Source organism: Algoriphagus antarcticus, assembly GCF_002150685.1.
In the GTDB taxonomy this organism is placed as follows: Bacteria; Bacteroidota; Bacteroidia; order Cytophagales; family Cyclobacteriaceae; genus Algoriphagus; species Algoriphagus antarcticus.
On sequence record NZ_MSSW01000004.1, the window covers coordinates 96,824 to 119,815 of the forward strand.

At 40.8% G+C, this 22,992-nt stretch carries 21 protein-coding genes; 19 read left to right on the forward strand and 2 right to left on the reverse strand.

Annotation, left to right across the window (positions count from 1 at the left end; translation table 11 throughout):
• The 14 genes from BVH04_RS03400 (at position 1) to BVH04_RS03465 (ending at position 13,749) form a co-directional block, all read left to right on the forward strand.
• Complete coding sequence (locus tag BVH04_RS03400) at positions 1-1,719, forward strand: TonB-dependent receptor (protein ID WP_086539924.1); 1,719 nt, start codon at positions 1-3, stop codon at positions 1,717-1,719.
• Between the two features lie 67 nt (positions 1,720-1,786).
• Positions 1,787-2,572 (forward strand): hypothetical protein, encoded by a 786-nt coding sequence (locus BVH04_RS03405; protein WP_086539925.1) that lies wholly within the window; start codon positions 1,787-1,789, stop codon positions 2,570-2,572.
• Between the two features lies 1 nt (position 2,573).
• Positions 2,574-3,263 carry a MotA/TolQ/ExbB proton channel family protein gene (locus tag BVH04_RS03410; RefSeq protein ID WP_086539926.1) on the forward strand — a complete coding sequence of 230 codons (690 nt, stop codon included), beginning with the start codon at positions 2,574-2,576 and terminating at the stop codon, positions 3,261-3,263.
• A gap of 1 nt (position 3,264) precedes the next feature.
• Positions 3,265-3,654: an ExbD/TolR family protein gene (locus BVH04_RS03415; protein ID WP_086539927.1), complete on the forward strand. Its 390-nt coding sequence runs from the start codon at positions 3,265-3,267 to the stop codon at positions 3,652-3,654.
• A 3-nt stretch (positions 3,655-3,657) separates the two neighbouring features.
• Complete coding sequence (locus BVH04_RS03420; protein ID WP_086539928.1) at positions 3,658-4,614, forward strand: energy transducer TonB; 957 nt, start codon at positions 3,658-3,660, stop codon at positions 4,612-4,614.
• Positions 4,615-4,632: 18 nt separating this feature from the next.
• Positions 4,633-4,770, forward strand: coding sequence for a hypothetical protein (locus BVH04_RS25360; protein WP_169714348.1), 138 nt, complete (start codon positions 4,633-4,635; stop codon positions 4,768-4,770).
• A gap of 407 nt (positions 4,771-5,177) precedes the next feature.
• The gene (locus BVH04_RS03430) at positions 5,178-6,572 is read left to right on the forward strand and encodes a bifunctional folylpolyglutamate synthase/dihydrofolate synthase (RefSeq protein ID WP_086539930.1); all 1,395 of its coding nucleotides are present in this window, start codon (positions 5,178-5,180) and stop codon (positions 6,570-6,572) included.
• Positions 6,573-7,232 (forward strand): tRNA (guanosine(46)-N7)-methyltransferase TrmB, encoded by a 660-nt coding sequence (trmB, locus tag BVH04_RS03435; protein ID WP_086539931.1) that lies wholly within the window; start codon positions 6,573-6,575, stop codon positions 7,230-7,232. It abuts the gene before it with no gap.
• Positions 7,233-7,273: 41 nt separating this feature from the next.
• Positions 7,274-7,972, forward strand: coding sequence for an SIR2 family NAD-dependent protein deacylase (locus tag BVH04_RS03440; RefSeq protein ID WP_086539932.1), 699 nt, complete (start codon positions 7,274-7,276; stop codon positions 7,970-7,972).
• A gap of 49 nt (positions 7,973-8,021) precedes the next feature.
• Positions 8,022-8,957 (forward strand): DUF5996 family protein, encoded by a 936-nt coding sequence (locus BVH04_RS03445; RefSeq protein WP_086539933.1) that lies wholly within the window; start codon positions 8,022-8,024, stop codon positions 8,955-8,957.
• 102 nt (positions 8,958-9,059) lie between these two features.
• A complete protein-coding gene (locus BVH04_RS03450) occupies positions 9,060-10,181 on the forward strand; it encodes a serine hydrolase domain-containing protein (RefSeq protein ID WP_086539934.1) in 1,122 nt (373 codons plus the stop codon).
• Between the two features lie 13 nt (positions 10,182-10,194).
• Entirely contained in the window at positions 10,195-11,529 is a 1,335-nt protein-coding gene (locus BVH04_RS03455; protein ID WP_086539935.1) for a YfcC family protein, read from the forward strand.
• A gap of 22 nt (positions 11,530-11,551) precedes the next feature.
• Entirely contained in the window at positions 11,552-12,571 is a 1,020-nt protein-coding gene (mgrA, locus tag BVH04_RS03460; RefSeq protein ID WP_086539936.1) for an L-glyceraldehyde 3-phosphate reductase, read from the forward strand.
• A complete protein-coding gene (locus BVH04_RS03465) occupies positions 12,568-13,749 on the forward strand; it encodes an MFS transporter (protein ID WP_086539937.1) in 1,182 nt (393 codons plus the stop codon). Before mgrA ends, BVH04_RS03465 begins: the two co-directional genes overlap by 4 nt.
• Positions 13,750-14,476: 727 nt before the next feature.
• On the opposite strand, the gene BVH04_RS03470 is transcribed toward BVH04_RS03465, so the two are convergent.
• Positions 14,477-15,268, reverse strand: coding sequence for a hypothetical protein (locus BVH04_RS03470; RefSeq protein ID WP_169714349.1), 792 nt, complete (start codon positions 15,266-15,268; stop codon positions 14,477-14,479).
• 198 nt (positions 15,269-15,466) lie between these two features.
• Here BVH04_RS03470 and BVH04_RS03475 point away from each other — a divergent pair, with 198 nt between their 5' ends.
• Both BVH04_RS03475 and BVH04_RS03480 read left to right on the forward strand, forming a co-directional pair.
• Positions 15,467-16,591, forward strand: coding sequence for a pyridoxal phosphate-dependent aminotransferase (locus BVH04_RS03475; RefSeq protein ID WP_086539939.1), 1,125 nt, complete (start codon positions 15,467-15,469; stop codon positions 16,589-16,591).
• Positions 16,591-17,145 carry a GNAT family N-acetyltransferase gene (locus tag BVH04_RS03480; protein ID WP_086539940.1) on the forward strand — a complete coding sequence of 185 codons (555 nt, stop codon included), beginning with the start codon at positions 16,591-16,593 and terminating at the stop codon, positions 17,143-17,145. The genes BVH04_RS03475 and BVH04_RS03480 overlap by 1 nt, the downstream gene beginning before the upstream one ends.
• Positions 17,146-17,782: 637 nt before the next feature.
• Here BVH04_RS03480 and BVH04_RS03485 read toward each other — a convergent pair.
• Entirely contained in the window at positions 17,783-19,012 is a 1,230-nt protein-coding gene (locus BVH04_RS03485) for an Nramp family divalent metal transporter (protein ID WP_086539941.1), read from the reverse strand.
• 95 nt (positions 19,013-19,107) lie between these two features.
• On the opposite strand from BVH04_RS03485, the gene BVH04_RS03490 reads away from it, so the two are divergent.
• From BVH04_RS03490 to BVH04_RS03505, 3 genes are all read left to right on the forward strand, one after another.
• Positions 19,108-20,106 (forward strand): alpha/beta fold hydrolase, encoded by a 999-nt coding sequence (locus BVH04_RS03490; RefSeq protein WP_086539942.1) that lies wholly within the window; start codon positions 19,108-19,110, stop codon positions 20,104-20,106.
• Positions 20,107-21,201: 1,095 nt separating this feature from the next.
• On the forward strand, positions 21,202-21,804 hold the full coding sequence (locus BVH04_RS03500; protein ID WP_169714350.1) for an RNA polymerase sigma factor: 603 nt from the start codon (positions 21,202-21,204) through the stop codon (positions 21,802-21,804).
• A 207-nt stretch (positions 21,805-22,011) separates the two neighbouring features.
• On the forward strand, positions 22,012-22,914 hold the full coding sequence (locus tag BVH04_RS03505; RefSeq protein WP_147303436.1) for a FecR family protein: 903 nt from the start codon (positions 22,012-22,014) through the stop codon (positions 22,912-22,914).
• The last annotated feature ends 78 nt before the right edge of the window (positions 22,915-22,992 follow it).

The window sequence follows — 22,992 nt, forward strand, 5'->3', positions numbered from 1 at the left end:
ATGCAAATGCTAGCGAAAACTATCCTTTTGACAGGAATTATCGGTTTGACATCCGGATGGGCATTGGCACAAACCCAGAAAAGGGGTGCTGTCACGGATCAGGAATTTGTGATCCGAAAAGACCGTGTGCTCACTGTGCCAGTACAACCGAGAATGTTTGAAAAATTGCCAGTGCTTCCTAAGCCAACAGGTTTGAGCGAATATAATTACCTGGTGACAAGCTATCCGTTGAATCTAAAACCATTGGATTTGAAAGCGGAACCATCTCAGAAAGTCTATACGCCAGAGCGTATGGATTTATATCCTGGCTACGTACGCGCTGGTTACGGGAATTTTGCTTCGCCACTTTTGGAAGCAAGATATATGGCGACAGATATTGCGGACTTCAATTATGCAGTGCAGTTGAATCACCGGAGTTATGGAAAAGGGCCTGTTTTAGCAGAGGAATCCAAAGAGTCCCATACAAATTTGGGATTTGATGGTAGCTACTTTACTGATTTTTTTGAAGTATTTGGTGGACTCAATTGGAATCAGGATACTTATCAATTTTATGGTCTTGATCCTATCTATGCCACAGATGACAATGGGGCTTTTACGGGTTTTGATGGTAATGTATTGCAAGCCATAGAGTTCAAGGCAGGTATTCGTGAACTAGAGAAAGTTGGGCCTTTTTCTTATGAGGGGCAATTGAGCTTTAGGAATTTCACGGATAGTTATTTGGTCAAGGAGAACCAGATTGGGGTAGAGGCCAGTGGGACTTTTAGACCTACTGAAGATTGGGCTGGGAAGGTAGGTTTATCCTATTTTTCTACAAAACCCGAAGATTTAACCTACTCATTGAACAGAACTTATTTTGCCATTCGACCTACAATTTCATATCAATACGAAGCGTTTAATTTCACTGCAGGAGTAAATCTAGTTTCTGAAAATGATTCTCTAGCGGATAAATCAAGTGATTTCCATGTGTTTCCAGTACTTAAAGCAAACTATCAGTTTGCTGAGGAGTTTGGCTTTTTCGCGGAATTATCCGGTGATGTTCAGCGCAATACGTATTACAGTTTTGTAAATGAAAACCCTTATTTGGGACCAAGTGATCAACTGCTCAACACAATTCAGAATTACAAAGTTGAAGCTGGGATAGAAGGTCAGTTTAATGGAGCATTCAGCTATCGTGGAGCAATTAATATGAGTCGGTACAATCAGATGCACTTTTTTGTGAATAACTACACAAACATCTTGGTGACTACCGATTCAGCCAGGTTCAGTTTAGTGTATGATGACAGGACCACCGTTTTCAACGTCAATGCCGAATTGGGATATAAATTCTCGGACATGTATACGCTTAACAGTAGATTGGATCTGTACCAATATGACTTGAGTACACAAGCTGAAGCATGGAATAGACCATTGTGGGAATTGAGAGTCAACAATCAATTTACTCCAATAGCCAGATTGATCGTTCAGGCAAATCTAAATCTGATGGGCGGAATAAAAGCCCGCGGAAATGATTTGAGCGATGTGGTTGGATTTCCTGGGCCATATGAGGTAGTGAAATTGAAAACAATAGCTGATCTACAGTTGAAAGCGGACTACGGAATTACCGATAGAATTTCAATTTTTGCCGAAGGAAACAATATCCTGAATGGCAAAAACATGCGTTGGCTAAATTATCCAGTAAGGGGAATTCAGTTCATCGGAGGAGCCTCTTTTAAATTCTAAGATTGTTTGAGCCTTAGGTTGGGGTTTAGACTCAATTCATTTAGTTTCGTAACATTCCCCCAAAATAATGAATGGTAAAACCGAAGATTATAAGCAATGGACTGATCCAAAGGATTATGGACTTCCTTTTGTAGAAGTCGTTCCTTTAAGCCAAGCCTCCATATCTAAGAAGGAAGATGAAATATCAGCACCAATAGATGTAGCCGAAGTCAAAAAGAAGACTATTCATGCGGTAAGAACTTCCGTTGTTGAGCGTCAAGAGAGTACAAAATCCGAAAGCAAAATTGAGGAAAAGAAATCCAATAATTCATGGATTTGGATTGCTGCTGTTTTTACTGTGGCAGTAGTGATTGTGATTATTTGGCAAATGAACAAATCTGTAATTCCTGCTTCAGATTCTGGTGAAATTTTTTCTGATTCGACAGAAGGATTAGCGAGCCAGGAAAATGATGAAGTTGCCATCAATTCTACCCCAAGTAAAGAAACGCAAACGTCTGATATCCAATCAACTATTTCAGACTCCATAAGTTCTGTTTCGCCTGCGTCTATATCAGCCCAAACTGGTACAACTATTGCGTCTAGGGTGTCTGGAACTTTGGTTCGAGTTACAGAGAAAGCTGACAGAGCTCAATTCTATATCATTGTGGGAAGTCTTCCCAATGAAGCTATGGCTTTGAAAGAAGCTGAGCAATATAAAGATAGAGCGGAGAAAGTTTACCTGATTTTACCATACGAAGATGTAACAAACTATCGTTTGGCAATAGGGACTTCAAGAGGCTGGACTGCCATCAACGAAGAGCTAGCTCTGGTCAAAGACCAGTACACTGAGGAATTATGGATTTTGAAATATTAATATGATTTTACTTCAAACGCTCTCTACAGATACTCTTTCTGCAGCAGACAACCTGGCGATGGGTGCCACCAAGGATAACATCGGACTCCTCGATCTTTTAATCAAAGGCGGATACATGATGGTTCCGCTTTACTTATTGTTTATTCTTGCGATTTACATCTTTGTAGAGCGATTGATTACCCTTAATAAAGCTTCCAAAACCTCCTCGTATCTCATGGATCAGGTTAAGGTATTGGTTCAGAGTGGTCAAACTGAAAAAGCTAAAATCCTCTGCGCCGGTGAGCATACTCCAGTTGCAAATATGATTGCCAAAGGCGTCGAGCGTATTGGTTCGCCTCTGAAAAATATAGAAGTAGCTATCGAGAACGTAGGCAAGATCGAGATTTATAAGTTGGAGAAAAACTTGAATCTTCTAGCGACCGTGTCTGGTGCAGCGCCGATGATTGGTTTCTTAGGTACGGTTGCTGGTATGATCCAGGCGTTTATTGCGATAGCGCAGGAAGAAGGTATGGTTTCACCAAAGCTTCTTTCGGAAGGTATCTATGAAGCGATGATAACCACTGCCGCAGGATTGGTGGTAGGTATTATAGCTTATTTGGGATATAATTTTCTAGTATCGAAAGTGTCGAAGCTTGTTCACAACATGGAATACTCTTCGATAGAGTTTATTGACCTGCTTCAAGACAAATAAAATGGGACTTCAGGCTAAAAATAAAGTAGATCCGGCATTTAGCATGTCATCGATGACAGATATCATATTTCTGTTATTGATCTTTTTCATGCTTACTTCTTCCTTCATCACGCCTTCAGGTTTACCTGTGAACCTGCCATCCAGCGAGACTTCAGATATCGTTATGCAGGAAGTTAGCGTTACTATAACTAAGGATCTTAAATACTCTGTAAACGATAGGATAGTCCCAAGGGAACAAATCAAGTCCGAATTGACTTCTTTACTTAAGGATAAGAAAGGTCAGGTTGTTTTGCATATTGACAAAGATGTTCCTGTAGAGTATTTAGTGGAGATAGGAGGAATAGCAGCAGGATTGGAAGCAAATGTTTCCATCGCAACTAAACCATTTTAAGCAATGGAATACTGGAATGCAGAAAAGATAGAGAGCGAAAGCAAAAAAAAATCGTGGGTAATTACAATTATCTTCAACGTGTTGCTTTTGATTGCGCTCTATTTTATTGTAGTCTGGAAACAGCCTGTTCCACCTTTACCTACTTTCGGGTTGGAGCTAAACCTTGGTTTTACTCCTACGGGATCAGGTGAAAGAAACAGTCCCGATGCACCATCAGAAATCCCTACACCAGTAGTAGAAGCAGCGGCACCTGGAGAAATAGCTCCTGAAGTGACCAAGCCGGCTACTCCAGCTCCAAGTCCAAAGACGGAGACAGCGAAGCCAACCGCTCAGCCAAAACCATCAGTGAATAAGGCTGTGACTACAAAGCCATCTCCAATCAGAGGAGAGGAAAAAGCCACAGAACAGACTAAAAAGCCTGAACCAGTTAAAAAGGAAGTTGCCAAGCCAGTAGAAACTCCTGCCAAAGCAGAGGAAAAAGAATCTGTGCAAAAAGCACCTGAAAAACCAAAAATTGATCAGAGAGCGATCTTTGGCGCTGGCGGCACATCAGGCACAGGCACAAAGCCTGCATCGGGAGGAGCTCAAGGAACATCCAATGAGAAAGGTGACGAGGGTGATCCAAAAGGAACAGTAGATGGCCGTGCTATCATGGGCGTGGGCTCTGGAAAAGGGGCCAATTCTGGTGATGGATACAGCTTAGATCTTGCAGGGTGGGATTTTGCTAATCGACCAAATATCAATGATAGAGTATCTACCAGAAATGGTAAAATTGTTTTTAAAATTACCATTGACGATTTGGGAAGAGTAGTACAGGCAGTTCCTCTAGAATATAATGTCTCGAATGATGTTTTGGCTTATTATCGACAGGTAGTCAATCAAATATCTTTTAAGAAGCAAGGTGGCGCAGCTGCTGAATTCTCTTCCGGGAAGATTACGTTTGTGGTTAAGGTTGATTAAGTCAAGTGATCCGCAAGGATGCCAATCACCGTATTTCCTTTGGCTTATCGATTGGCTGGAAGACCGATGACAGATGACCGAAGTGGCCGATTCGCTAGTACCGTGGCTATCGGGATAACCATCGCCGCTGAGCTTTTTAGTCTACTAATTGCATAAAATGTGGACACCATTTTTAATTCTTTCATATTGAAGTGATATCTTAAACCAGTCATAAAAGCTAGGTTTGAAGAGTTCACTTGCTTAAAAAATTATTCATACTTTGTCGATCGAAATCCTAAACCCGAAAGCCCTAGAGTTGCTTACTGATTTGGAGTGAAAGGGATTGATAAGAATAGTCGATGATCCAAAAACTAAGCTCCAGAATTACTTAGCTGAATTGAGGAAGAACGCTGATTCAGTTCCTTTTTTGGAAGAAATAACGGAGGAGGCTGATTCAGTAAGGACTTTCCGAGAAATCAAAAACAAAATTTCTGAGAAGATGCAAGGCATGACTTTAGAAGAAATTAAAGATTACCTAAAAAAGCATAGCCTAAAATTTCAAGCTAAATAGCAGAGCAAAACTCATGAATTATCAAGAGACGTTGGATTATCTATACAAAGAACTCCCCATGTTCCAGCGAGTGGGAGCATCAGCTTTTAGAAAAGACCTTCTAAGTACGATTTTGCTTTGCGATCACCTCGGCAATCCTGAGCGTAAATTCAAATCAATTCATGTAGCTGGAACGAATGGAAAAGGAAGTTCTTCCCACAGCTTGGCGGCTATTTTTCAAAGTGCTGGTTATAAAACCGGACTTTATACCTCACCGCATCTCAAGTCTTTTACCGAGCGAATCAGAATAGATGGGCAAGAAATCAGTTCTGAGCTAGTCGTTCAGTTTGTGGAAGAAAACAAAAGCTTCCTCGATGACTTGAAGCCTAGTTTTTTTGAAATGACCGTTGGAATGGCTTATTGGCACTTTGTAGAACAAAAAGTTGATATTGCAATAGTGGAAGTAGGTATGGGCGGGAATTTCGATAGTACCAATGTCATCACCCCTGAGCTTTCGTTGATCACTAATATCGGCTATGATCATATGCAGTTTCTAGGAGATACTTTGCCATTAATAGCTGGGGAGAAAGCGGGCATCATCAAGACAAATATCCCGGTGGTGATCAGCGAAACCCATGAAGAAACAAAAGAAGTTTTCATCAAGAAAGCTCAACAAATGAATGCCCCGATCTGCTTCGCCGATCAAAAATGGAAAGCTGTAAAAATTTATGAAGAAGATGGGAAGGCGAAGTATAAGGTTGAGAATTGTGATTCAAAGTTAAATCTGACTAATGAATCAAACTGGTCTGTGGAGACACAGTCCACGGCAACGGATGTATCGAATCGGTCTGTGGAGACACAGACCACGGCAAAGAATGAAAATACCTTCGATCTGACTTTTGGATTGAATGGAAATTACCAGAGATATAACCTTCTTGGTATCCTGGAATCCGTGGCTCAAATGAGGCAACTAGGCTGGGATTTGCCAGATGAGTCTGTATCAGAGGGATTGAAAAACGTTATTGAATTGACCGGCTTGAAAGGTAGATGGCAGACGCTTTCTGATAATCCAACAGTAATTTGCGACACAGGACACAATGAAGCTGGATTCAGAGAGGTACTTTCCCAATTGGAAACCTACACTTTTGCGAAGCTATGGCTGGTGCTTGGTATGGTACAGGATAAGGATATCTCCAAAGTACTCTCCATGCTGCCGAAGAAAGCCAACTATGTCTTTTGCGAAGCAAAATTACCAAGAGCTTTGCCTGCTGATCAATTGGCAGAAAAGGCTCTTTCTTTTGGTTTGACGGGTGAAATTGTTCCCGATATAAATGAGGCTTTAGCTTTTGCTAGAAAAAATGCAACCGAAGATGACTTGATTTTTGTGGGAGGGAGTACTTTTGTGGTCGCAGAAATCGAAGAGCTTTAGATGAGTAGAAAAAAACTGGTTCGCTTCCAAGAAAATGAAGAGAACCCAAATGTAATCCAGGCCGGAAAGCCAATTTTTGACACAATCAAAGGAAACTGGAGTGAAGTACAGTTTCAGAATCCCAATCCAATCGTAGTAGAACTAGCCTGCGGAAGAGGCGAATTCACAGTGGGCTTAGCTCGGAATTTCCCTAACCAGAACTTTATCGGCGTTGACATCAAAGGCAGCCGAATCTGGAAAGGTAGCTCTACTGCAACCGCCGAAGGTATTCAGAATGTTGCTTTTCTCAGAACTCAAATTGAGCTTTTGGAAAAGCACTTTGCTGCTGATGAGATTTCCGAACTTTGGATCACATTCCCCGATCCATTTCCCAGAGAGGGAGACGAGAAGCGCAGATTGACATCCCCACGGTTTTTGGATATGTACAAATCCATGTTGAAAAAGGATGGTGTTTTACACTTCAAAACAGATAATACGGACCTTTTCAATTATTCCCTGGACCTTTTTCAAAGTAGGGAAGACATTGAAGTGATCGGCTTCACACATGATTTCTATCAAAGTGAATGGAAGGATGATCACTTTGGGATAAAGACTCGCTACGAAAAGATGTTTTCTGATAAGGGAGAAAAGATCAAATACCTTAAATGCAGGTTTATTTGAGTAGGACTTGCATTTGCATTTGATTCAATTCAACTTTAATCATGAGTAAAAAGAAACATTTGGTAGTGCTTAGTGGGGCAGGGATTTCCGCAGAGAGTGGGATCAAAACTTTTAGAGATTCTGGTGGTCTTTGGGAAGGTCATGATGTGATGGAAGTGGCTTCACCAGAGGGCTGGAGAATCAATCGACCACTCGTACAGGATTTCTATAATCAGAGGAGAAAGCAATTGCTCGATTGTGAGCCGAATGAGGCGCATGTGATTTTGGCTGATTTAGAAAAAGATTTTGATGTGTCCATCATCACTCAAAACGTAGATGATCTGCATGAACGTGCTGGTTCTTCTCAGGTAATTCATCTTCATGGAGAACTTAAAAAGGCTCAAAGTTCTCTGGATCCGAGTTTAGTTTATGACTTAGATCACTGGGAAATAAAAGATGGTGACAAATGCGAGAAGGGGAGTCAGCTACGTCCTCATATCGTATGGTTTGGTGAGCAAGTTCCTAAGATGGAGGAAGCTGCAACTATTGCTGCTAAAGCGGATATTTTCGTGGTGATAGGAACTTCACTGCAAGTTTATCCAGCGGCAGGCTTAGTTGAGTATGTGGCAGCCGAAACCAAGATTTATGTAATTGACCCCAAAAGGTCAGATGTAAATTTTGGAAGGAAAGTGGTTCATATTATCGAAAATGCCACAAATGGGATGAAGACACTTGAGAAAATCATTAAGTCTGAAAATTAATTTTTGTTCAGTAAGGAAAACCTATAAATTGAGGGATTAACTTTTAATTATGGCAATCAAAAAGAATTCGTGGCCAGTATTTCAATTTGAAGAGAATAAAGACACCATTTATCTCTTGCATCAGTGGACACAGATAGTGGGCAAAGTACGGCTCAGGAAATCACCATGGCAAAACCACTCGTGGCACGTGTCATTGTATGTGGACGCGCAAGGATTGACTACGGGAAACATTCCTTTTGAAGGAGGAGTATTTGAAATCAAATTTGATTTCATCCATCATGAATTGAGAATCAAGACCAGCAATGGTAATCGTGATCGTTTTGCATTGGGTGGTCAGACTGTTGCCAGCTTCTATGAGCACCTGATGGAAAAGTTGAAGTTTTTAGGTATTGAGGTGAAAATTCATGAAAGTCCTAATGAAGTTCCTGATCCTATTCCATTTCCAAAAAACAAGAAACGCATCATGTACCAAGCCAATGCTGCGCAAAGTCTTTGGAAAGCATTGGTTCAGATTCAAAATGTTTTTGGAGTTTTCAGAACGAAATTTACAGGAAAAAATAGCCCGATTCACTTCTTTTGGGGGTCTTTTGATTTGGCTTACACCCGATTTTCGGGCAATAAGGCGCCGGAATTTTCTGGTCGGGTTCCCAACATTCCTGCTTCAGTGATGCAGGAAGCTTATTCTCATGAAGCATTTAGTGTGGGATTTTGGCCAGGGAGTGAGGTTTTCAAAACTCCGGTTTTCTACGCCTACAGCTATCCAAATTATCCGGACTTTCAGGATGCTAAAATTTCTCCTGATAAAGCATATTGGAGCAAAGAACTGGGAGAGTTTATGCTGAACTACGAGGAGGTAAGCAAGTCTTCAGATCCAGCTAAAATGCTGCTTGATTTCTTACAAAGCACCTATGAAGCTGCTGCCAAGTCTGGAAATTGGAATCGTGAGAATCTAGATTGCGATTTTTCACACATGAATAAAAAGTAAGTAGAAATGAATAGTTTCTAATTCCATGAAGATAACTAGATCTCATTTTTATAGCATAATTCTCATATTCAAAGTCTAATTTGACTAAACGTTGTTTTTTTTATGAGCAAGAAAATCAAAATCTTATTTGTTGTTTTGGTTTTCTGGTTAGCTCTATTTATCACTTGGGAATGGTGGCATAGTTTTCCTAAAGTCCGATTTAATCCCAGTATAAAAGTATCGTCCAAAAAAGAAGGCATTGACTCCATATTGACCCAGGCCATGTCCAGCTATCTGTTGCCAGGCGTATCTGTTGCGATTGTAGAGGAGGGTAAAGTTTCCTATCTGAATGCATTTGGTTATGAAAATTTAAAAACCAAAGACTCCCTAACTGTAGAAAGCCAAATTCTGGTGGCATCTGTATCCAAGTTATTCACGGCTTTGGGAGTAGCAAGTGCTTTTCAGGATAAAGAAATCATTTCCCAGGATTACGTTTCCTCACTTGGATTGGGAAAAAAAGTCAATTCATCTTCCCTCGCCAACCTCAGGTTAAAGGATCTTTTGTCCCATCAGTCGGGTGTCCGTGACAAAAATTTTTCTGAGATGATTTTTTCTTTCTCAAAATTCCAAAGTTTGAATGAGTGGGGAGTGGAGTTTTTAGAGAAAGGCAACAAGTACCAAACTGATTCCATTACCTATAATTACGCAGACTCAAATTACGATTTACTTGGTTTTTTGCTCAGTCAGTCGGATAATCTTGATTTTGATTCCCTTATACAAAGGGATGTTTTAACACCATCAGGAATGGTGAATTCTAAGTTTTTGTCCAGCTGGCCGGTTGAAGAAAATGGCATTACAGGATATCAGAAGACCTTTCTCTGGAAAAGGCTGGAGCCTAAGCGCATTAGTTTTCAAGTATATCCTTCTCCTTCCTCAGGCCTACTTACCACTACGAGAGATATGAGCTTGGCCATGGTTCATTTGCTGAGAGGAGAAATGGGAGTGTATCAGAATGCCTTGTATTGGCTTACAATAGGAGGTAGTGATGTGCCTCTAGGCTTCCAAAAAGTTCAAATTAATGGAAGCGAATGGATAGGCCATTTTGGTGGACAGGCAGGGTATTCCAGTCTTCTGTTTTACTCCAAAGAGGCAGAAACGGGAATTTTCTTATTTGCGAACGCCAGAGACAAGGAGGATTTCAGAATTTCAATTGCCAGTCAAATCATATCCTATATTTCTCCATGACTTATCTTTTTAAATGAAACTATCCTTCCCACATCCGATAATCATTCTTTTGGGGTTTATTATTCTTGCAGGCGTGGCCAGCTATTTTGTACAATCAGGCAGCTATGATCGGGTCTTGGATCCGGATACTGGAAGGGAAATAATCGTCCCAGGAAGTTATCGCACGATCGAAGATCAAAATTCGAGTATTTATGATGTAGCTCTGTCCATTCCTGAAGGAATTATTTTGGGGGCAGATATTCTAGTTTTGATTTTGCTGATTGGCGGTGCTTTTTATGTGATTGAGAAAACTGGGGCACTTCAAGTCGGTATTGAAGCACTTATTTATCGTTTTCGAAATGGGCAATATTTACTCCTTTATCTCATAGGTTTTGTCTTTGCTTTTTGTGGTAGCACCATTGCTATGCAAGAAGAAATCATTGCCCTAGCTCCCGTATTGGTGCTTTTAGCAAAGAAAATAAATTACGACAAACGAGCGATTGTGGCTATAGCTCTAGGCTCTGCTATTGTTGGAGCGAGTTTTTCACCCGTCAATCCCTTTGGTTCATTGCTTTCTCAAACTATCGCCGAACTGGATTTCAACGAGGGATTTGCTTACAGATTGATTTTCCTGATTATGGCGGTTACGATTTGGTGCAGCTATCATATCAAGTATGGTAAGATGAAAATCGCTTCTTCTGAGACTTATAATATGAAGCCAGTAAAAATATCTTTTCAGCATGTGGTGATACTTTTTCTGGCTTTTGGTGGAGTGGTAATTATGGCTTGGGGAATAATCTATAGAGACTGGGGCTACAATGAAATGAGTGCATTGTTTTTTGTAGTAGGCGTGAGCTGCGGTCTAATCGGAAGATTGGGACTTAATGGAACCGCAAGGGCATATTCGGAAGGTTTCAGTGAAATGATCTTTGCTGGGGTGATCGTGGGATTAGCTCGAAGTGTTTACTTGATTTTGCAGAATACAGCTATTATTGATCCGATTATTCAAGCAATGTTTGAACCACTCGAAAGTATGCCTACACAACTGGCAGCCGTGGGGCTGTACGTGACTCAAGCACTAATCCATATCCCTGTTCCGAGTACTTCTGGCCAAGCAGTTTTGACTACACCGTTGGCAGTTCCTTTGATGGATTTGTTAGGTATTTCCAGACAAGTTGCAGTGCTTACATATCAATATGCGGGAGGATTAATGGATTTACTCACACCAACCAATGGCGGTATGATGGCAGTAATAGCTGCTGCAGGAATTAGTTTTAATAGCTGGATTGGCTATCTATGGAAAAGTTGGTTACTTCTTATGGCTTTAGGTTTGATATCAGCATTAATCGCTCTATTTTGGTTTGCTTAATCGTACACTCAAACCTTAAATAATGGATATCAACGATCATTCACCACTTTTGCCTTATCAGCCTGCAGCTGATCGCTATCACCAGATGAAGTACCGCAGATGCGGAAATAGTGGTTTAGTTTTACCTGAAATTAGCCTTGGATTATGGCATAATTTCGGCCATAATGCGGATTTTACACTTGGGCGTTCTATTCTCAGAAGAGCTTTTGACCTTGGAATTTGCCACTTTGATCTGGCAAACAATTATGGTCCTCCGTTTGGATCTGCAGAGGAAAATTTTGGTAGAATCCTGAAAAAAGACTTTTCTACCTTAAGAGATGAATTGATTATTTCTTCCAAAGCTGGCTGGGATATGTGGCCTGGACCGTATGGGAATTATGGTTCCAAAAAGTATCTGGTGGCCAGCTGTGACCAAAGTTTGAAACGAATGGGATTGGACTACGTGGATATTTTCTACCATCATCGGCCAGATCCGGATACACCACTGGAAGAGACTATGGGAGCACTTGATCTTTTGGTAAGACAGGGCAAGGCACTTTATGTGGGGATTTCCCAATACTCTGCAGAAGATACTGCCAAAGCTTATGAGATTTTAGCACGTCTTGGAACGCCACTTTTGATTCATCAGCCAAGATATTCCATGATAGATCGATGGGTGGAAAATGGCCTGATGGACGTGTTGGGAGAAAAAGAAGTAGGAAGTATAGCTTTCTCTCCATTAGAGCAAGGTCTGCTTACTGACAAATATCTGAAAGGAATTCCTGAAGATTCCCGTGCTGCCAAAGACGGTAGATACCTGAAAGCTGAGCAAATTTCTGATGAGAAGATCAGCATGATTTCAAAGCTAAATGACCTTGCGATCGGTAGGGGGCAAACACTGGCTCAAATGGCAATCGCCTGGCTGCTGAAGGATGAGCGAATTACTTCTGTATTGGTAGGAGTTTCCAAGCCAGAGCAATTGGATGATAATGTTGCTGCTGTTAAGAACTCTTTATTCAGTGGTGAAGAGGTAGCTACTATCAGAGGAATCTTAGGAGCTTGAATTCCCAACTAACATCTCGAAGTGCCCTGATATTGATAGTCATTGCTCAGTTTCTGGGCACTTCGCTTTGGTTTGCAGGGAATGCTGTAGCCCCTGAAATCAGTCAAATTCTTGGTATCCCCGGAATTTTGGCCACAATAACTTCTGTGGTTCAATTGGGATTTATTCTGGGAACGTTGGTTTTTGCAATTTTTTCAATTCCAGATCGCTTTTCACCGAGCGATGTGTTCTTCTTCAGTTCGATTCTGGCGGCTTGTTTCAATCTCTTTATTGTGATGTTGCCCATGCACTTGACCACGGTATTGGTCTGTAGGTTTTTGGTTGGTTTTTTCTTGGCAGGCATATATCCAGTCGGAATGAAAATCGCCGCAGATTACTTTCAAAAAGGGCTGGGCGCTGCCTTGGGTTTTTTGGTAGGGGCTTTGGTTTTAGGAACCGCTTTTCCGCATCTGTTAAAGGGATTGGATTTAAATTTCTCTTGGAAGCTTGTGCTGTGGTTCACGTCAGGCTTAGCATTGCTGGGAGGATTTATTGTAGGATTCTTTGTTCCAGATGGGCCGTTTCATAAAATCAATTCAAGATTTGATCTCAGTCTTTTACCAAACCTTTCCAAAATCAACGCGCTGAAAAGTGCCGCTTCTGGCTATTTTGGGCATATGTGGGAGTTATACACTTTTTGGGCTTTCGTACCGATGTTGATTGTTTTGTTCAGAGGAAATGAAGTGATGGATTCCAGTGATAGTTTACTTTCATTTTTCGTGATTGCCATAGGAGGGGTTTCATGCGCAGTAGGGGGAATTATAGCTGATGGATTAGGAAGTAAAAAAGTCGCTCAATTTGCCCTTGCAGGCTCAGGGCTTTGCTGCCTTTTGGTATTATTTGTTGGTGGTTTACCTAGCTGGATCTGGATGGGATTGCTACTCATCTGGGGAATATTGATTACTGCAGACTCTCCTCAGTTTTCCACGCTTGTAGCCCAAAGTGTCCCTGCAGAATATAGAGGAACAGCGTTGACTCTGGTCAATTCTATGGGCTTTGCCATTTCTATTCTGAGTATTCAGCTTGCTCAGTTTCTCCTGAACTGGCTTACCATTGATCAGGTCCTTGCTCTGTTGTTTTTTGGGCCAGTGATGGGGCTTGTTCTTTTCAGATTTTATGATCGAAGGATGATTGTATAGCGGCAATGAACACGGTGGTTTCGTGAGAAGCGCAAGTATTCCTGGACTTCGAATGGTTCTCTATGCGACGATGTTCTAGGATTTATAACGAAATGTTTTTGACCGTATATCTGCATAGAATACATAGTTTATCATAAAGTATCCGTGTGATCTTTGGCCTCAATTCAAATTGTTGCCCCTTGAATTTGATCATTGATTACTAAGCCATCGGTCCACTATGGTTTAAAAATCTTAAACCCTTTTTTTTATTCAACTTTTCCGCCCCATCGGGGCTAACTATGGGTAGTTATTGATTAGCGTTATATTTTGCTGTGCCTTTAGGTACAGGCCTATTATGACCGTGAATTTTAGTGCCCTACCTGAAGGCACGGCTTGGTAGGCACCCTGAAGATTGTTTTTTTACCCATAGCTAGTCCCTAAAGGGACGTTTTGAAAAGGGGCCAACTAACAAAAAGTGTTTTTCACTACATAGATCATATTACTCAAGGTTTTGAAATTAGATTTGACTATTCTCAAAACTGATTCAATTGGCTATGGCGCAAATGGGTATGTGTTTTTTAAGGTAATATTTTCAATTAGCAAGCATGAAATAACGATGAAATTCAAGCTTCAGGAGAAGCAGGACGATAGCGCTCTCTGCGTAATCCTCTGCGCTCACTGTGGTTTAAAATAACACACAAAAAAAAGAGGCTTCTTTCAAAGCCTCCCCACGTAAGTTGCTACCGGACTATCGAACTACGTTTTCTAATGTTGCTAGGTAAACCCATTTTTGATCCCGAGAGTTTAGACCCTTATTCACAGCTTCTCGCTGTGATGCTGTTTGATTCATGTCTTCATAGGATTGAGCGTTAAAGAACTGCATGTAATCCTTGTAAACATTCATCGTTAAGTGTGTGGATTTGGCTTCTGATCCTAGAGGCAAAGCAGTTCTCAATAAACTCCAATGTCCCATTAATCCCTGCTCGACAAATTTTTGATGTATTGGCTTGAAAATCTCTGATTCAGCCTTTTCATAGACGTCAAATTGACCTTCGTTTGCTTTCATCAAATCAAAAGAAGCCAACACGCCAGGCTTCATCTGGAATTTATCGTTGGTCTCAGCGATTTCCTTCATGTAAAGCCTCATGGGCATATCCCGCATACCAAGTGACTCTTGGAACAATTTGTTGACCTGAATGCTGTTTAGATGTGGATAGGCGATTTTAGTGTACTCCATCATGGATTGCTCATCGAGGCCATTCATCATTTGTACTGGATCATTGTAATAGGTGACCATTATATACTGGAAAGCCGCCTGATCACCACCGGATTGGAGAGCCCAGAAGTCCCAGCCTTTGATTCGCTTGTCGTTTAAGGCTTGCCTGTATACTTTCTCCATTAGATCTTTGAACTCGATATAATCAAAAAGTTGATCGTTTTCAACCTTGACAAATTCGAATACCATGTACTGCGTTTGCTGAGCCTTGAGACTATGTACCCAAAGCATCCCGCAAACCAAGAAAAGTAATAGCTTTTTCATGAATATTAGGGTTTAGGGTTAATTTCGCTTTTGTATAATTTAGAGAAATATTTTGTTGATACACATATTAAAGAGAGATAATTTTATTGGAACCTAGTTTTACCAAACATGCTGTAATTGAAAGAATTGCTTAAAAAATGAAGATATTTTAATATCTGTGCTGAAACATTACTATTTTAACAATTAAATAGAAAAATCATGTCAGGAATTTCAAGAAGATCATGGCTAAAAAAAGCTTCTTTAGGAAGTGGTTTGGCTGCGTTGGGTACTACGGGAATAATCAGTTCGCTTTCTGCGGAGGAAATTAGAAAGTTTAATCCTAGATCAATCGAGGGACCCATCCGCTTAGGTTCAAATGAAAATCCGTATGGCCCTTCCGAATCCATGCGAAAGGCGATGATCAAAGCCTTTGATAATGGCTGCCGTTATCCTTGGGGGTACAATGCGGATTTGGTCAAAATGATTGCTGAAAAAGAAGGTGTGCCTGAGGACCATATTGTTTTGGTAGCAGGATCTACAGAAGGTCTGAAGATAGCAGGGATTACTTTTGGAGGTGGGGGAGAGATTATCTCTTGCTCGCCTACTTTCCTTTCTATGATGAGCTATGCCGAACTTTGGGGTACAGATATCAATTGGGTACCGCTAAATAAAGACTTGGACTTTGATCTGGAGGAAATTGAGAAACGCGTTTCTTATAAAACCAAGATGGTTTTCCTCTGCAATCCCAATAACCCAACAGGCAAATTGCTTCCCGCAAATCAAGTGGTTGATTTTTGCAAAACAGTAAGCAAGCATGCGGTGGTGTTCTCCGATGAAGCGTATTATGATTACATCACCGAACCGAATTATCCCTCAATGGTAGAGTTGGTGAAGCAAGGCTACGATGTGGTAGTTTCCCGGACTTTCTCAAAAGTGTATGGATTGGCTGGAATCAGAATGGGTTATTTGATTGCAAAGCCTGAATTAGCCAAACTCCTTTCGGATCGTGTGGTCGCCAATACAAATATTATGGCCATCGAAGCGAGTAAAGCTGCGATGCTGGATAAGGAGTTCTATCAGTTTTCCCTTCAAAAAACCAAAGAAGCGAAAGTAATGCTCACCAAAACGCTTGACGACTTGAAATTACCCTACTTAGATTCTCATGCTAATTTCATTTTTTTCCAGTCAGGTAGAGATATCAAAGAATTGAATAAGACGATGTATGACAAAGGCTTTATTGTAGGCCGACCTTTTGAGCCATTGAATGATTGGTGTAGAGTTTCCACCGGCACGATTGAGGAAATAGCGCTATACAATACAGCCATTCAGGAAGTTTTAGGCTGATGTTGAATCCGAAGTTGATTTTAGAAAACGAAAGGATTTTACTCCGTCCGATTTCCGAACAGGATTTCCCTAGTTTGATGCGTTTGGCAAATGACCCGAGTCTTTGGACATCTTTCACCTATGACTTGAGTATCCCAGCCGAATTTGATGAATGGGCAAGGCCAGCGCTTTTAGGACAGCGCTTACAGTTTGTGGTGATCGAAAAGTCCAGCAAAGCCATCGTAGGAAGTACTGCTTTTGGGAACTTTTCTCCAAGGGATCAGCGAATAGAAATCGGTTGGACCTGGCTAGGAAGAGCCCATCATGGAGCCGGAATCAATCACCAAATGAAACTTTTAATGGTACGCTATTGCGCCGAGGTATTAAAACTCAAAAGGGTGGAGTTGAAAACGGATGTGCTGAATATTCCAGCTCGGAACGCTATGTTGAAAATGGGTTTTGTCGAGGAGGGAATTCTCCGATCCCATACGCAAATGACTCATGATAGGCGAAGGAATACGATTTACTACAGCTTGTTGGAAGGGGAGTTTATGGGGTTTTTGGAGGGCAAATAATTAATCCTCCGTACATCGTGGTGGTATAAAAGTTCGACAGCTTCGCCGTCATAGGGTCATTTTGTATTTCATTGTTACCCCGCATTTCATACCGGGCTATTCGTGGTTTGACCACTTCATGGTCGTAAAATGGTATAAAGGTATGTGTGTCATCAATCAAATAATTGATCCTGAAATCTCGGCTTGCCATGGCGGGATCGAACCCTGAATAACTTGTCCGCTAAGCCACTGCGCTCAGGCGTTGCGGAGCTATGGTTGAAGCCCGTGGTAAAAAACGGTGAATGGTAATTTATCCCCCAAACCCAACGGATTGAACAATTAAGTTCGACAGCTTCGCCGTCGTGAGGTCATTTTGTATTTCATTGTTACCCCGCATTTCATACGAGGCTATTCGTGGTTTGACCACTTCGTGGTCGTAAAATGGTACAAAGGTGTGTGTGACATCAATTAAATAATTGATCCTGAAATGCGGCCCGAAGTGGCGTGGATCGAACCATGAATAACTGCTTGGAAATGCTCATTTATCGATAACAAAGAGATCGTTGCTTTAAAATGTATTTCTCCGCTCTTTAACAATTTATTTTCATTACGATCCTGAAATGCACATACCGTTGCGCCGCTGCGAGAAAAATTCTTTCTACAAGCTGATTCCCAAAACAGCCAAAATACTTTTCAATCCCAATACCAAGGTTATCAGCCAAATTAATGCAGCTAGGATTGTATAAAATGGCTTATTGCGGAAATCACCCAAAATATCTTTTTGCGAAGCAACCCAAATAATCCAGCCACTGATCAAGGGAAGTAGCACCCCATTTGCCAACTGAGCAAGCGTAATCAATTGTATTGGTTTGATTCCCAAGGATGCAAAAATCAATCCCAGGCCGACGATTGCTCCCATGGATGCCCGCATTGACTTTGATCGGATGCCTTGATCCCAACCCATAATTCCACAGATTACCAATCCTGCCGCCAGTGGAGCTGTGATACTTGAGGTAAGTCCAGCTGCCATCAGCCCAAAGCCCATGAGGTATTTTGCGAAGCTTCCAAAAACCCCCTCCAATCCTTTGCTCACGTCTAACGCACTAGTAATTTGAGCGCTCACATTCGCAGCTCCCACCATCAAAATTGCCATCGATACTATGCCACCAAATACGATGGAAATGACAATATCTCTACGCATCCACGGGATATCAGAAGATCCTGACCAACGGTTTTTGGCCAAACTTGCATAGAGAAATAGGTTATAAGGGACGACTGTTGTCCCTATCAAAGCGACTAGCGTGGGGAGATTAGCGTCATTCCAACTAGGGATAAAACCTGCAAATACTGCTGACCAATCTGGTTTGGTGAGAATAGCTGCGGCTGTAAAGGCTAGGGACATAAAAATCACCAATCCCACCAGCACTCTTTCCAGAGCTTTGTAGTTACCCAGCCAAAGCAATAGGAAGGCGAGAATTCCTAAGAGTAGATTTCCTAAGTGGATTTCTATTCCTGAAAAACCTAGAGTCGGCGCTTCCCAGAACACCTGCAATCCCAAATTCGTCCCTGAGATATTTCCCGATTCGTAAGCAGCATTTCCCAGACCAATAGCGATTAATACCAATCCCATGGAAAAATACCGAACTGCGGGATTTCCTTTTTGACTGCGGATCAATTGGCTCAGATCCTTTCCTGTGATCAGTCCTAATCTGCCTGAAATCTCTTGGAGAATCACTGTAGCAATCACGGATAGGCCCAAAGCCCAGATTAGGGAAAAGCCAAAGTTAACTCCTGCAAGTGTGCAGACGGTCACCGTACCTGGGCCAATAAACGCAGCGGCGATGATAGGACCAGGGCCCAGATTTTTGAAAACCGATTTAAGATTCAAGAGTTATCTTTTTTACCAAGCTAGAGATTAGAGCAGAATTGTTGTACTTTTTCTCTTCTGGCTGGATTTAACACAAACTCAAAAAAGCCAAATTTATGGGTTGGATCAAACGAATTTTGAAAGTAATAACGGTTATTGGTTTATCGTGCATTTTCTTTTTGCTATTGCTTTATAGAAGCGATATGACGTCTGAGGAAATCGAGCAGAAGTACGCTACACCGCAATCTCATTTTATCGAAGTGGATGGGATTAATGTTCATGTGCGCTTTATGGGTGAGGGCGATCCGATTTTTCTTTTGCACGGCAGCTTTTCCTCACTTCATACTTGGGATGCTTGGCAGCAGGAACTGAGTCCGTATTTTCTTACAATTTCCTTAGACTTTCCCGGACATGGACTTACAGGGCCGGATGAAGAGAAGCGTTACAGCCTGACTGATTATTCCCAGTTGGTTTTGCGATTGTCCGAAAAGCTGAATCTTGACAAGTTTCATCTGGCAGGGAACTCTATGGGTGGAGCAGTGGCTATGCAAGTAGCTTCTACTCGGCCAGACAAAATACTTTCACTGAATCTCATAGATGCTGCTGGTGCACCTCGACTTAAAAACCGATCCCTGGACGGAGAGGAGCCAAAGCAGAATGAAGCCTGGATTTTCAAGCTTGCAAAGAATCCGATTTTTTCATCCATTCTGCTGAAGTGTACACCAAAATTTTTGTTTGCGATGAACATGAGGCAAGTCTATTTTGATCAGGAAAAAATCACGGATGAAGCTATAACCCGCTATTATGAATTGATGCTTCGTGATGGGAATAGGCAGGCGACTTTAGACCGCTTGGGTGCACCTAGAGAATCGAGGATAGACTTCGAGCGCTTGACCATGCCCACTTTGATACTGTGGGGAAAAGAGGATTCATGGATTCCAGTAGCTCAGGGATATTCACTCGAAAAAGCAATTCCAGGTTCTAAATTGATTGTTTTTGATGATGCCGGGCACGTCCCGATGGAAGAAATATCGACGGAATCGGTCGCTAAATATTTGGCATTTTTAGGGGTAGAAGTTCGAAAGAAAGACCCTTTCTTCGATAATTTTAGCTAAAACTGTTTTGAGGAAATTATCCTAAACTATATTTCATAGTGCTCACCACACCTTTGCGACATTCATTACTTCGGGAAAAAGCAGGTTCAGGTTTTCATATGAACTACTTTTTTATCCTAAAGTGAAATGGCCAATCTCAGTAAGACGCTTTAAATAATTTTTAGAGGAATATCTTTATAGAATTTCAAAGCGCTGGTTCTGAGATAATATTTAATCTCAACTTGTATAGACAAGTTGTTTTTTCTACATTGGTTTTCGAATTAACAACCAAAGCCTATTTTACTATGAGTAAACCTGAACATTTAAGCAGCAGGGAATTTATCCAATAGTTCTATATAGTTGATTGATTATCCCAAATTTACTTGACGCTTTTTCGCATTCTAATTTCATTAGGGGAAGGTAAACTGGATGGAAATACCCAAGAGTTGGGAGAAAATGAGATTCAAAGCCTTGACTTACCGACAAGAAGATTCCAGGCTAATAACTACAGACGACTTCAAGAAATACTGCAGCGAGGAAGATTTGTTGTAGACTGTGGAGCTCAGGCTGGGCATCGTGAGTTTCTGGCAAGATAGGTATGGAATTGACGGACCGATGGAAGGGAAATGGGATGGTTTTTAATGCAGAAACAATAAGTAGCTTAATCGATTGGGTTGTCAGGTGTAACTCATTAAATGAAGGAGTGCAAGGTCAATGTACAAATATCGATCTTCTGCGAAAATGTATGAACCGAATAAATAGGTGTGAGATTTATCTGTGCAAATGATAAGACTTAAAAAAGTGATATACCGGATTTGAAGTTGAGCTAAAAATAGGTTTAAAATCAAATTCGAAGTTAATAAATGAGTACTAAAGTATTATTTAGATAGCTTTACTTTTATTAAGTAAAGAATTTCGATGCTTCAATCTTTATTCATAAGTTGAGTTCCAAAAGATAATCAGGGATAAAATCTTTAATTGGATATTATAAAGTCTAAGATGAGCATTGATTAAATAGACCATAAACCCAATAAATCAAGTTCGGAAATCAGGTTTCAAAATTATCTGAAGCCATCTTTAACTTGATTTAGAATAAAAAGCCAAAGGTTCCATTATATGGGTAATCTGAGCAATCATAATGACCAAGAGCTGCTGATCAAGTTAAGGCAAGGTAATGTCCCTGCATTTGATGAATTATATCACCGATATGTAAAAAAATCTATGGCTTTTGCACTCACTTTTTTCCCTAGCAAGGAATTGGCAAAGGATGCTGTTCAGGATATTTTTATCAGAATTTGGGAGAGGAGAAGTGAACTAGATGATTCCAAAAGTTTCAAAACATACCTTTTCCAATCTGTCAAATTTTACATGTACAATTATGCCAGAGACAAGAAACCTTCCTGCACTTTAGAGGAGGCACCTGAATCAGTATTTTTAAGGGAAAACAAAGTGGAAAATGACCTTGCCTACCAGGATCTTGAACTTGCAGTGTTCTCACTTGTTGAGAAACTGCCAAAAGTGCAGCAGGAAGTTTTCAGATTGAATAAACTGGAAGGTTTTACAGCTTCTGAAATAGCCAAGAGAATGAATCTGTCCCAAAGAACTATTGAACACCATATTTATTTGTCCACCAAAACCATAAAAAAGGAATTGGGCGGAAATATTTTTTACCCAAGTTCCTTAACACTTGCACTACTTCATTTTAGCTTAATTCTGTGATTTTCAGATTTTATTTAATTTATTTTTGATTTTTTAAGTATCTGCTTAAGTATTCTTCCGTGTTTTTGTTTTCTATAAGAAAATATAAATGTTTTGGAAGAGACTAAACTCATAAAATTTTTAAATGGCTCCGCATCTCCAAAGGAAGAGCAAGAGGTGGTACAATGGTTAAAACAACCACACTCACGAGGGGAATTTGATATCGTAATGGAAAAATACTTTGATAATCCTTCTCCGAGGTTTACGGACGAAACAGACTACGACCTGTTGTTGAATTCTATTCATCAAAAAATCATTACTCCGAAAGCAAAAAATAGAGGTTTGGTCAGATCACTGACTTCCCGAAGTCTTAAAATTGCAGCTAGCGTTATTTTATGCTTCTTTCTGGGATATGCCTTGGTCCAAAGCTTCACTTATAAGGATAGCCAGTCCAACACAGAAAGTGAATCACTCATTTCTAGTATAGTTCGGACGACTGGTCCTGGAGAAAAGCTAACATTGCTGATGTCAGACAAAACCAAGATAACTGTAAATGCCCTATCGGAAATCAGTTTCTCTTCAGATTACGGCAAAAATGATCGGATAATCAATATTACAGGTGAAGCTTATTTCGAAGTCGCCTCTAACCCCTCAAAGCCATTTAAGGTCATTTCAAACGGAATTACCACTACAGCTTTAGGAACGGAGTTTAATGTTTTTGCCAGAGAAAACGATTATAGAATAGCTTTGGTTGAAGGCAAGGTAGCTGTGGCCAAAGCCAGTAAAGAAGTAGCCCTTTCACCGGGGCAGATGGCAGTTTGGAACTACGAGAAAAACGCCCCCAAAGACTTTTCTATTCAATCTTTCAATCAGGAAAGAACAACTTCTTGGAAAGAGGGAGTACTTATTTTTAACCGAAAACCATTCTGGGAAATCCTAAATGACTTAGAGGCTTGGTATGGTGTGAAATTCAAAGTGGATAAAGGAATAGACACGAAAAGCCGAATAATTGGCTCCTACGAAAATAAAAATTTGAAAGATATCCTCACTGGTCTAAGTTTCTCGTTGGGCTTTGAGTTTGTGATTGAAGGGAAAATTGTCCACATCAAAAAGTCCAAAACCATGAATTAAGAAGAACACAAAAACAGGGTAAATTCTCCATCGCCAAATGAAATCCTTTACCCTGAAGTCTTAAAGCGTAAACCCTAA